General features: G+C 58.4%; 11 protein-coding genes. 7 read left to right on the top strand and 4 right to left on the bottom strand.

Annotated elements, in window-relative coordinates:
- Positions 1 to 222: 222 nt before the first annotated feature.
- Positions 223 to 441, bottom strand: coding sequence for a helix-turn-helix domain-containing protein (locus OOT55_RS12760; RefSeq protein ID WP_265366243.1), 219 nt, complete (start codon positions 439 to 441; stop codon positions 223 to 225).
- A 488-nt stretch (positions 442 to 929) separates the two neighbouring features.
- Here OOT55_RS12760 and OOT55_RS12755 point away from each other — a divergent pair, with 488 nt between their 5' ends.
- Positions 930 to 1,205, top strand: coding sequence for a hypothetical protein (locus OOT55_RS12755; protein ID WP_265366242.1), 276 nt, complete (start codon positions 930 to 932; stop codon positions 1,203 to 1,205).
- Positions 1,206 to 1,406: 201 nt separating this feature from the next.
- Positions 1,407 to 3,284 carry a PKD domain-containing protein gene (locus OOT55_RS12750; protein ID WP_265366241.1) on the top strand — a complete coding sequence of 626 codons (1,878 nt, stop codon included), beginning with the start codon at positions 1,407 to 1,409 and terminating at the stop codon, positions 3,282 to 3,284.
- A gap of 33 nt (positions 3,285 to 3,317) precedes the next feature.
- On the opposite strand, the gene OOT55_RS12745 is transcribed toward OOT55_RS12750, so the two are convergent.
- The 3 genes from OOT55_RS12745 to rsmD form a co-directional block, all read right to left on the bottom strand.
- The gene (locus OOT55_RS12745; protein ID WP_265366240.1) at positions 3,318 to 4,244 is read right to left on the bottom strand and encodes a DMT family transporter; all 927 of its coding nucleotides are present in this window, start codon (positions 4,242 to 4,244) and stop codon (positions 3,318 to 3,320) included.
- A gap of 2 nt (positions 4,245 to 4,246) precedes the next feature.
- Entirely contained in the window at positions 4,247 to 4,738 is a 492-nt protein-coding gene (coaD, locus tag OOT55_RS12740) for a pantetheine-phosphate adenylyltransferase (RefSeq protein WP_024461582.1), read from the bottom strand.
- Between the two features lie 82 nt (positions 4,739 to 4,820).
- Complete coding sequence (gene rsmD / locus OOT55_RS12735; protein WP_416140959.1) at positions 4,821 to 5,435, bottom strand: 16S rRNA (guanine(966)-N(2))-methyltransferase RsmD; 615 nt, start codon at positions 5,433 to 5,435, stop codon at positions 4,821 to 4,823.
- 79 nt (positions 5,436 to 5,514) lie between these two features.
- Here rsmD and ftsY point away from each other — a divergent pair, with 79 nt between their 5' ends.
- From ftsY to rpoH, 5 genes are all read left to right on the top strand, one after another.
- Complete coding sequence (ftsY, locus tag OOT55_RS12730; RefSeq protein ID WP_265366239.1) at positions 5,515 to 6,657, top strand: signal recognition particle-docking protein FtsY; 1,143 nt, start codon at positions 5,515 to 5,517, stop codon at positions 6,655 to 6,657.
- 26 nt (positions 6,658 to 6,683) lie between these two features.
- Entirely contained in the window at positions 6,684 to 7,352 is a 669-nt protein-coding gene (gene ftsE, locus OOT55_RS12725) for a cell division ATP-binding protein FtsE (RefSeq protein WP_024461579.1), read from the top strand.
- A complete protein-coding gene (gene ftsX / locus OOT55_RS12720) occupies positions 7,349 to 8,356 on the top strand; it encodes a permease-like cell division protein FtsX (protein ID WP_265366238.1) in 1,008 nt (335 codons plus the stop codon). Before ftsE ends, ftsX begins: the two co-directional genes overlap by 4 nt.
- A 185-nt stretch (positions 8,357 to 8,541) precedes the next feature.
- Positions 8,542 to 9,576 carry an IS110 family transposase gene (locus tag OOT55_RS12715; protein ID WP_265365857.1) on the top strand — a complete coding sequence of 345 codons (1,035 nt, stop codon included), beginning with the start codon at positions 8,542 to 8,544 and terminating at the stop codon, positions 9,574 to 9,576.
- Positions 9,577 to 10,079: 503 nt separating this feature from the next.
- A complete protein-coding gene (gene rpoH / locus OOT55_RS12710) occupies positions 10,080 to 10,937 on the top strand; it encodes an RNA polymerase sigma factor RpoH (RefSeq protein WP_265366237.1) in 858 nt (285 codons plus the stop codon).
- Positions 10,938 to 11,018: the final 81 nt, after the last annotated feature.

Here is an 11,018-nt window from a genome sequence, read left to right as displayed (position 1 = left end):
GCCTAGTTCGGTGGAACTATGTGTCCGCCCTCGCGTTCGTTGTGTCCGCGCCGGTTCTTATAGGTGTTTTTTACTGCTTTTTTAAGCTTGGAGAGAGGCGGCAGAAAAAGAGAATGGAGCGGGTTCGAGAGGAAATAAAGCAGGGTATAAAGGGAGATTGAAGTTTGTTCATTCGGCTACAGTTAGTGATCCCGATTCCTATTACGTCGGTGAAGAGCGTGTTCACCAGACTGAGCTAAAAAGCTGCTCTACAGGGACTTTGAGCGCTTGGGATAATAGAAGAACTTCTTGATCTGTCACCCGCCGAACCCGCGCCTCAATTTTGGCCAGAGTCCCCCGACTGATATCCCAGCCAAGCAGGTTGCAACGGGCTACCAGCTCAGCTTGTGTCAGATTTTGTTCTTCGCGCAGGTGGTGGACCTGAGGGCCAATGATATTCATAAGTTGCTCCGATTTCGGAGCTTGATTTTCTCAGGAATATCCGCCATTATTGCTCCGTTATCGGAGCAATAATCCGAGCGATTTTTGTGGGACATGGAGCGCCTATGCTGAATAACAACCTGATTAGAGCCCGGTTGGAGTTGATTTGTCGCTCTCCCGGGGGCGACGTACTTCCTCAATTCGCTGACTGGGCCGAACAGCAGTGCGACAAGTTGATTTTGGCGAAGCTTGAAGAAGTCGAGCGAGACCTAAGTCGGGAGCTGGAGGCGTCATGGTCGGTCCGCCCTACCCTTGGTGAGCCCAGTATGCCAGTTCGGCAGGTAGATCCGACAATAGACGGGTCTCTGATGGATCTGCTCGGTCACTGTCGCCAAATCCACCGTTACTACCAGGCCGTTTGCGACAACCCAAATAATAAAACCCGCTTGGCGTTTTTACGGCAGCCGACCCGTCAGTTCCGCCGCTAGGGTCGATCACAGGGAGTGAGTATGTCATTGGTTCAAGCCGTAAAACGCCAGATCTGCCGCTTTGAGATGGTGCCCAATTTTCCTATCGGGCCATTGGCTGCTTGGGCTGAGGAGAGGGGCCATCATCCGGCGGCCATGTTGGAGGCGGTCAGCCAGATCAGGCAGCAGCTTGAGGCAGAGCTGGAAGCACTTCAACGCCACGGCCACTCCTCGGCCGCTGTTCTTATTCAGCACGAGTACTGGTGCTTCTACGTCGATCAGGTGAGGGAATACTATTGGTCGTTTGTATCAATATAGAAGTCAAGTTATTCATATTCATTGCAAATGCTGAGAAGATCACAGACGTGTTCGGTTAAACGCATTATTCTTCGCTCTCTCGGAGGATAATGTCGCTTTCGCTATAAGAGGGCTAAAATTTAAGTACGCTATTGATGTTGTGCGAACTGTTTGGTTCGTTCAAAAATTTCGATTAGTAAAACATGGAATCAGGAGGAAGCAATGATCGCTTCAGTTCATAATAAATCTGTTATTTCAGGAATTTTTTGCCTTTCGCTGATGCTTTTTTTGCCCGGCTGTGGTGGATCTTCCGGTGGTGGAACCGAGGAGCCGAAGGATGTCAGTGGGCTGCAGGCAGACGCCGGGCCAGACCTGACGGTGACCGAAGGGGAGTGGGTTGACCTAAAAGCGGGGGGCTCTGGCGAGATTAATGTATATAGCTGGACTCAAATCGCGGGGCAGGAAGTCGATTTTTTTGCGGTAGACATTGATGCAGGCCACGTCCAGTTCGAGGCGCCAGATACTTATCCCGATACAACACTTGAAATGCAGTTTCGTCTTAGGGTAATTGGAGAGGATGGTGACTCGGTGACTGATCAGGTGACGGTTGTTATCGAAGGGGTCAATGCCAGGCCGACTATAGAAAGCCTGTCAAGGCCGTTTGGTTATGAAAACGAAGAAAACCGCTTAGAGGTATCGGCATCTGATCAAGATGGGCGGATAAAAAGTATTCATTGGACCCAAATAGGAGGTCCGCCCGTTGATATAACTCCGTCAGGTGACTTCGCTACCCTATCCTCAGAGTCAGTTGAAGGTGCCGCGGACTATGAGTTTGAAGTGGTTGCAATCGATCATGAAGGGGAAGAGGCGTCAGTTCGAATCGACTATACGATTTACCCTGAAAATATGCCGCGAGTCAGTGTTCAGTTTCCACCAGAAGGCAGCCAAATTCTCGACCCAACAATGACCCTTTATGGAACAATCGAGAATTCTGATGTTGGTTCGAATGCACTGGATACTTTGCGAGTTGTGGTCGGTGAGGAGGAGTATGTAGCGACAGTTGAGGAGAGCGGAGATCGCTGGCGGATAGACGGTGTTCCAGCCGGTGTCGGGGAGTTTGAGGCCTATGTATACCCTCAGACCGCCGGTGTGGAAGTTGCTCCTGCGGTAATCAATTATGAGCGAGCGGGGGCGAAGTCGATAGTCTCATCCGGTGACCTTTATGACGTTTCTGTTTCCGGTGACAATGAAGTGGCCTATCTTCTCTGGAGTCGTTGGAATGCGGAAGGGACGACCGTTGTTCCATATGATCTGGTAAGTATGGAAGCGAAGCCAGGTATAACGGACAATTCCAATGAGGATAAGGGCCCGCAGCTGAATGCTGTAGCGTCTATCTTGCACGATGAAGAGCGGGGAGTGATGTATGTGGGCAAAAATCCCTCTGATCTCAACGCTATCGTCTATGCCATTGATATGGAGACAGGCGTCCGTCGAATCGTAAGCGGTGGCGAGGTGGGCTCAGGCCCTGAACTTCGTTCGATCTACGATATGGCATTTGGCGATGACCCATCGGAAATTATTCTGGTCGACAATCAGTCGGCTGCATTGGTTCGTCTCTCCGTTGAAACAGGAGAGCGAGAGTTGATCATAGATTCCTCTGCTACGGGGTATCCGCCTGTTAGTCCTATGCGAGTGGCCTATGATCGGGAGAACCGACGCCTCTACTGGTCTGAGAATACCTCAAAATCAGGTTTGGTCCGGTTTACAGACATGGGGTGGGAAACTTCGGCCGGGCTGCCATTGACGGGGAATGATGGTGACTACGCCGGTCCCGAACTTGGTGCTTTAAACCAAGGGATTGCACTAACCGAGGATGACTCTTTGTTATTCCTGGACTCACTCAACGACAACCTGGTGGAGATTGATTTGACATCGGGAGATAAGCGTTTGGTCACAAGCTCAGTGACAGGGAAGACTGCGATTGTGACCGCCTTCCCTCGCAGCTTGGTTTTTTCGCCTGAGTGGAGCGCAGCGCTGGTTGTTGGAGAAAACAAGCTCTTTGTTATCGACCTGGAGTCTGGAGAGAAAGTCGCATTGTAGAGTGGTGGGTGTTGCGGCAGACGGGGGCTGCTTTTAAGGAGTTTGCGTAGGCCGCGTCACCAACCAGATCCCCCCGCACACCAATATCAAGGCCAGCAGGTTTTTCCAGGCAAGAATGGTTTCCCCGAGAAACAGCGCCGAGAGGCCCGCGCCGAAGATGGGAATCAGAAACTGGAACGGGATCACCTGCCCCACGGGGTTGTGTTTGAGCAGGAAGCTCCACAGCGCAAAGGCTGCGGCGGACAGTGCCATTAGGTAGACAAACAGCACTCCGCTGGTGGCGGTAAGCCTGGGAATGTCTCCGCCGCCACTCAACCCTATGCCAATCAGAACCACGCCGCCGATGGTCAACTGTTGCGCGGTCATGACCATTGGGTCGATGTGTTGGGACAAGCGCTTGCCGTACATCAGCGAGATCGACAGCACCAGGGCCGCGATGGCGATAAAACCTTCGCCCAGCAGGGTAAAATCAAAATCCAGTGGTCCCTGCCCCAGGTTGATCAATACCACCCCCGCAAAGCCGATCAGGCAGCCGAGGCTGCGGCCGGTGCTGAGCTTGTCGTTGCGGTAAATAAAATGCGCGAGCAGCACCGTAAAGAAGGTGCCAGTGGAGTTCATGATCGCCGCTTTGACGCCCGTGGCGTGGGCCAGGCCAATGTAGAAAAACACATACTGAAGCGTGGTCTGCAGCAGTCCGAGCAGGGCGAGTTGGCCCCACTCGCGAGCGGAGAAACGCCACAGGGATTTGCCCATCAGGGCCGCCAATACCAACAGAATGACGCCGGAGCCGAGAAACCGGTAGCCGGCAAACAGCATCTGGGACGCGGTGTCGGTGGCCGCCATGGCCATCAACTGGTAGCCGGTTTTGATCGCGGGATAGGCGCTACCCCAGAGAAAACAGCAGAACACTGCCGTGGCGATGACCCAGTGGCGGCGACCGAAGAGCGAGTCGCGGATCATGCTCAGTGGTGGGGTTTGTGGCCGAACTTGTGGGCCAGTGCCGTTTCAACCTGGTGGGGAACAAACTTGCTGACGTCACCGTTGAGGCTGGCAATCTCCCGCACAATGGATGACGAGATGAAAGACAGGTGTTCGGCGGGCGTCAGAAACAGGCTTTCCATGTTGGGTTCCAGGGCGCGATTCATATTGGCCAGCTGGAATTCGTATTCGAAGTCGGAGACCGCCCGTAAACCGCGCAGCACGGCCTGGGCCTTTTTCTCGTGGACAAAATCCACCAGTAGCGAATCGAAACCGCACACCTCGACGTTGCTCAGGTGGCTGAGAGTGTCCCGGGCCAGGGAAACGCGCTCGTTCAGGCTGAACAGGGGGCGCTTACGCGGACTTTCCGCGACACCAATAATCACCCGATCAAACAGTCGGCAGGCCCGCTCCACCAGGTCGATATGGCCATTGGTAATCGGGTCGAAGGTGCCGGGATAAACCACTGTGCGCATGGGAAGTCTCTTGGTTGCGGTCGTCAAAGGCGGTGATGGTAATGAATTTGCCTCCGGGGCGCCAGTTTCCGGTGCCCGTCGGTCAGCGGTCTACGAAATATAGTCGATAGCGTACCTGGCCGCTGGTTTTGTCCCGATGCAGGTGCCAGTGTTCGGGGACGACGATGGGGGTTTCCGGTTCTGACTCGATATAGACAGCGGCATCCGGCGTCAGCCAGCCGCCCTCGGCCAGGCGATCGATGCTGATCTGCCAGAGGTCGTGTTGAAACGGTGGGTCGACAAAGACCACATCAAACGGTGTGGCCGGCGCGGTGTTGAGCCACTCGAGGCTGTCCGCCTGGATCACCTCGCCGGCGGTACTTTTCAACGTTTTGAGGTTGTCGCGCAACTGAGCGGCGGCGCTGGGGTCCCGCTCCAGAAGCAGGGCTTCATCGGCGCCCCGGGACAGGGCTTCAAACCCCAGGGCGCCGGAACCGGCAAACAGATCCAGGCAGTGGGCGCCGGGCAGGAAGGGGGCCAGCCAGTTGAACAGCGTCTCGCGAATCCGGTCGCCGGTCGGGCGCAACCCGTCCACCGCCGGAAAGGTGAGCTTGCGGCCCCGCCATTGACCGCCAATGATGCGCAGGGGGTGGCTGCCCAGGGAGGGTTTTGCGGATTGGGTCACGCCTCGCGGGGGCGCTTTTCGGGTGCGGGTCAATGGGGCCTCTCTCTGAACCGGGTAGAAGTGGTAGGATAGCGCCTTTCCGCCCGTTCCTTAAAGGTAGACCCGTTCGCTTATGTTGTTTTTCAAACGCAAGAAGCCTACGCCCGAGGCGTCCGAAGGCCAGGAACCCTCATCCGAGGCGCCGTCACCGGAGGCGACTGAGTTGGTTGAGCCCTCAGCGTCTAGAGAGTCCGCAGAGTCTGGAGAGACCAGAGAGGCCGAGCCTCAGCGCCAACCGGAGGCTGTGTCCGACCCGACCCACGACACCCCGGAAGACCCCAAGCCCAAAAAAGGCCTGTTGGCCCGAATCAAGGCCGGCCTGAGCCGCACCAGCAGCCACTTTTCCGAGGGGCTGGGGAATCTGATTCTGGGCAGCAAGACCATTGACGATGAGCTGCTGGAAGAAATCGAATCCCAATTGCTGGTGGCCGATGTGGGCTATGAGGCCACCACCGACATCATCGACAGCCTGACCGACCGGGTCGCGCGCAAGCAGTTGAATGACCCCGAGTCCCTGTTCAAGGCCCTGCGCGAGCAGTTGTCCGAACTGCTGGCGCCGGTGGAGTCGCCTCTGGTGATTGACTCATCCAGAACCCCCTATGTGATTCTGGTGGTGGGTGTGAACGGCGTGGGTAAAACCACCACCATCGGCAAGCTGGCCAAACATCTGCAAAACCAGGACAAGAAAGTCATGCTCGCCGCCGGGGACACTTTCCGGGCGGCCGCCGTCGAGCAGCTCCAGGTCTGGGGCGAACGCAACAATGTGCCGGTCATCGCCCAGCACACCGGGGCGGACAGTGCCTCGGTGGTGTTCGACGCGTTGCAGGCCGCCAAGGCCCGCGGCACCGACGTGCTGATTGCCGATACGGCCGGGCGACTGCACAACAAAAGTCACCTGATGGACGAGCTGGCCAAGGTCAAGCGGGTCATGGCCAAAATTGACGAGACCGCGCCCCACGAAGTGCTTCTGGTGCTCGATGCCGGCACCGGCCAGAACGCGGTCAGTCAGGCGCGGGAATTCATCCAGTCCGCCGGCGTCACGGGGCTGGTGCTGACCAAGCTCGATGGCACTGCCAAGGGCGGTGTGATCTTCGCGCTCAGCAAGGAGTTCAATTTGCCGGTACGCTTTATCGGTGTCGGCGAGGGGGTGGATGATCTGCAACCCTTTGCCGCCGAACCCTTCGTCAATGCCCTGTTTGGCGAGCAGCGTGACTGACGCGTCGGGCAGAGGAGAGTGATCGCGTGATTCGGTTCGACAACGTCAGCAAACGCTACGGCAGCGGCCAGGATGCGCTCTCCCGGGTCAGCTTCGACGTGGCCCGGGGGGAGATGCTTTTTCTCACCGGCCATTCCGGGGCCGGTAAAAGTACCCTGATGAAGCTGATTATGCTGATGGAACGTCCCACCCAGGGGCAGGTGTTCATCGATGATCGCAACCTCAACCGGTTATCTCGCCGGCACATTCCCTACTTCCGTCGCAAGGTGGGCGTGGTCTTTCAGAACCACCAGTTGCTGTTCGATCGCACGGTGTTCGACAACGTCGCCCTGCCCCTGCAGATTGCCGGCTACCAGGCCTCGGAAGTCGGCCGTCGGGTGCGTGCGGCGCTGGACAAGGTGGGGCTGCTCAGCAAGGAGCGGCACAACCCGATCATGCTCTCCGGCGGTGAACAACAGCGGGTGGGCATTGCCCGGGCCGTGGTCAACAAGCCGCCGCTGCTGCTGGCGGATGAGCCGACCGGTAACCTGGACCCGGAGCTGTCCGCGGACATCATGAACCTGTTCGAGCAGTTCAACGAGGTGGGCGTCACGGTGATGATCGCCAGTCACGACCTGGCCCTGCTCAAGCGCATGAACAAACGGGTGCTCGGCCTCTCCGGCGGTCAGGTGGCCCACGATGGAGTCCTGCCGTGAGCCCCCGCCGCCCCACCGCCCGTAAAACCGCCGCTCCGGCGGCGAAGCCCCGCAGCCAGGGCGCGAGCCAGAGTCGCACCCGCCTGACCGACCGGCTGGATTCCTGGCAGGCCCACCACAGCACCACCGCGGTGGAGAGTCTGCAGCGGCTGTTTCGCACACCCCTGCAGAGCCTGCTCACCTGGCTGGTGGTGGCCGTCGCCGTGGCCCTGCCTGCCGCGCTGTATCTGGTGCTGAGCAACGTCCAGAATCTGGGCTACAGCTGGCAGGATTCCGGACAGATGTCGGTGTTTCTGGTGCGGGATTCCCGTCCGGAGGCGATTGAAGCGCTGCGTACTTCCCTGAACGAGGATGCGCGGGTGGACCAGGTGGAGCATGTGCCGCCCAGTGCCGCATTGGAGGAGTTCAAGTCCTATTCCGGCCTCGGCCGGGTGCTGGAGGGGCTGGATGAGAACCCATTGCCGGATGTGCTATTGGTGCGTCCGGCCACCAATGACCCGGAGGCGCTCACCGGGCTGCGGGATCACCTGTCCGGGCAGGCCATCGTGGCCGAGGCGCGTCTGGATATGGCCTGGGTCAAACGCCTGCAGGAAATGATGGTGCTCGGCCAGCGGGTGGTCCTGGCGTTGGCGACGCTCCTGGCTCTGGGGGTGTTGCTGGCGGTGGGCAATACCATCCGCCTGGCCATCGAGAACCGCCGGGATGAGATTCTGGTGGTCAAGCTGGTGGGCGGCACCGATGCCTTCGTGCGTCGTCCCTTCCTGTATACCGGCTTCTGGTATGGCCTCGGTGGCGGCATTCTGGCGCTGGTGTTGTTGGCGCTGGGGTTGTGGTGGCTGTCCGGTCCGGTGGCCCGATTGGCGGACCTGTATCAGAGTGATTTTCGCCTTCGGGGGCTGGATTTGACCCAGAGCCTCCAACTGGTGCTGCTCTCCGGCCTGCTGGGGTTGGTGGGTGCCTGGCTCGCAGTGGCCCGGCATTTGATCCAGATCGAGCCGCGTTGACGTATTCTGTGACGGGGCGTGGTTACGGCGGATGCGTGCTTACTCACTTATCCGCCCTACGTGGATTTATACCGCTGCGCTCGGCCGTAGGGCGATGAGATGGTCTCCTCCCCTCCTAATCGGCGTCGCGATGCGCCAAGATAGGGGAGGAATAAGTTCCTATCTGAGATGAGTGGGAGGAGACCATGGCAAAGCTTACAACGATTGGCATTGACCTCGCAAAGAATGAGTTTGCAGTGTACGGACTGGGCCCGAATGGCCAGTGCGGGTGGAGGCGCAAATTGCGCCGCAAGCAACTGCTTAATCAGATGGCAAAGCTGGCCCCTTGCAAGGTAGCCATGGAAGCCTGCGCCAGCGCCCATTACTGGGGGCGCAAGCTACAGGCACTGGGGCACGAAGTGAAGCTGCTGCCGGCCCAGCATGTGAAGGCGTATCTGCGGGGCCAGAAGAACGACTACAACGATGCCCAGGCGATCGCCGAGGCCTGTGAGCACGGACGAATCCGCCCGGTGGCGATCAAGAGTATCGAGCAGCAGGATGAGCAGATGCTGCACAAGCTGCGCCGCAGCGTGATCGCTGAGCGCACCCGGATGGGCAACCGGCTGCGAGGCTTGCTCGCCGAGTACGGTGTCATCATCCCTGAGGGGATAGCGGCCCTGCGCCGGGAACTGCCCCTGGCGCTGGAGGATGCCGAGAACGAGTTGAGCCCACGGGCTCGGCAGTTGCTGCACCGTCAGTATCAGCGCTTCCTGGAGGTAGAAGAGGAGTTGGCCTGGTATGACCAGGAGGTGAAGCGACAGGCCAAAGCCGATGAGGTCTGCCAACGCCTGGATGCGCTGCCGGGTGTTGGCCCGGTGGTAGCCAGCCAGCTCAAAGGCTGGATGGGCGATGGCCAGCAGTTCGGCCGGGGGCGGGATGCCTCGGCGGCACTGGGGGTAATACCGAGACAGAACAGCACCGGTGGCAAGGAGGTCCTTCTGGGGATCAGCAAACGGGGTGATCCCTATGTGCGGGCGCAGGTGATCCACGGAGCTCGGGCGGTGGTGTCACGAGCGGACCAGAAAAGCGACCCGCTCAGCCGCTGGATCCAGCGCATCAAGGCCGAGCGGGGGTTCAACAAAGCCACCGTAGCGCTGGCCAACAAGTTAGTCCGCATGGCCTGGGTGATCATCGCCCGAGGCGAGCGGTACCGGCCGATCGAGGAGCGAATGGCCGGATAAGTTAATCAGGGAGCGAGTGGAATAGACAAACGAGGCGACGTAGATAGTTACGGAGGTAAACCTTCCCTCAGGTTGCGAGGGTCACAGCGATCGATGGCATAACAGGTCAGACCGGCCTGCCGAAAACCTGACTTATCCGAGGGCCCCAAAGGCCGTTAGGGCGATGAGGACGGCAGGCGCGCATCTTCCATCAAGGCCAGAGGCGACAAAGCCGCCTCGTTCAACAGGCCGGATATACGGGAGCCAACCTGTCCCTGACATCGAGCACTGAGACCTTGCAAACGGGGAGGAGACCATATACGGATAAGCGAAGCGCATCCGCCGTAACCCGCAGGGTCCGAGCGCAGCGGCATAACCCGCATCCACCGTCACTCCAATCTCTATTTTTAGCTTAACCCACTGATTCATAAGGTTTTTATGCTAAGGCAAGGGAACTTTTCAGGGCTTGGCAGTCTAACCCTGCAGTGCTACACTCAACGGTCAAATTCTCAGGAGGTAAGTGAATGAGCACTGGCCTGATGCCGGCCGGGGTACTTTCCCCCGGTGGAAACCTAAATGCCTACGTTCAGGCCGTCAGCGCCTTCCCGGTTTTGGCCGCGGAAGAGGAACGGAAGCTGGCGGAGGACCTGTACTACAATGGCAACCTCGAAGCGGCGCGTCATCTCGTGATGTCGCACCTGCGCTTTGTGGTACACATCGCTCGCTCTTACAACGGTTACGGCCTGCCCCTGGGTGATCTGATCCAGGAGGGCAACGTCGGTCTGATGAAGGCGGTCAAGCGCTTCAACCCGGAGAAGGGCGTGCGTCTGGTGTCCTTTGCGGTGCACTGGATCAAAGCGGAGATTCACGAATTTATTCTGCGCAACTGGCGCATTGTGAAAGTGGCTACCACCAAGGCCCAGCGCAAACTGTTCTTCAACCTGCGCGGTGCCAAGAAGCGCCTGGCGTGGCTGAACAACGATGAAGCTGAAGCGGTGGCCGAGGATCTGGGCGTCGACGTCAAGCACGTGCGTGAGATGGAAGGACGTCTTTCCTCTTACGATGCGGCCTTCGATGCCGGTGAAGAGGACGATGACGACAGCCATTACGTGGCCCCGGTCCACTACCTTGAGGACAAGCGGTACGACCCCGCCACCCAGTTGGAAGACGCCAATTGGGAGGAAAACAGCGTCAACAACCTGGAGAAGGCGCTGGAAACTCTGGATGATCGCAGCCGGGCGATTCTGCAGCGCCGCTGGCTGAGCGAAAGCAAGGCGACCCTGCACGAGCTGGCCGATGAGTACGGTGTATCCGCCGAGCGCATCCGTCAGTTGGAAAAGAATGCCATGAAGAAGGTGAAAACTGCCATACTGGCTGCCTGATCAAGCGCCGCCAATGGCCCTCGAAAAAGCCGCGCCTCGCGCGGCTTTTTTGTGTAACTGAACTTTTAATGGGGAGCGGTA

This window comes from Marinimicrobium sp. C6131 (assembly GCF_026153455.1).
Taxonomy (GTDB): domain Bacteria; phylum Pseudomonadota; class Gammaproteobacteria; order Pseudomonadales; family Cellvibrionaceae; genus Marinimicrobium.
Note: the sequence above shows the minus strand (reverse complement) of the source record. Positions and strands in the feature narration are given on the sequence as shown.

What these genes read in the sequence shown, in the direction of transcription:
- OOT55_RS12760 (WP_265366243.1), bottom strand. Translation starts at nt 441, where the DNA reads ATGAATATCATTGGCCCTCAGGTCCACCACCTGCGCGAAGAACAAAAT.
- OOT55_RS12750 (WP_265366241.1), top strand. Translation starts at nt 1,407, where the DNA reads ATGATCGCTTCAGTTCATAATAAATCTGTTATTTCAGGAATTTTTTGC.
- OOT55_RS12715 (WP_265365857.1), top strand. Translation starts at nt 8,542, where the DNA reads ATGGCAAAGCTTACAACGATTGGCATTGACCTCGCAAAGAATGAGTTT.
- OOT55_RS12745 (WP_265366240.1), bottom strand. Translation starts at nt 4,244, where the DNA reads ATGATCCGCGACTCGCTCTTCGGTCGCCGCCACTGGGTCATCGCCACG.
- OOT55_RS12755 (WP_265366242.1), top strand. Translation starts at nt 930, where the DNA reads ATGTCATTGGTTCAAGCCGTAAAACGCCAGATCTGCCGCTTTGAGATG.
- ftsY (WP_265366239.1), top strand. Translation starts at nt 5,515, where the DNA reads ATGTTGTTTTTCAAACGCAAGAAGCCTACGCCCGAGGCGTCCGAAGGC.
- rpoH (WP_265366237.1), top strand. Translation starts at nt 10,080, where the DNA reads ATGAGCACTGGCCTGATGCCGGCCGGGGTACTTTCCCCCGGTGGAAAC.
- coaD (WP_024461582.1), bottom strand. Translation starts at nt 4,738, where the DNA reads ATGCGCACAGTGGTTTATCCCGGCACCTTCGACCCGATTACCAATGGC.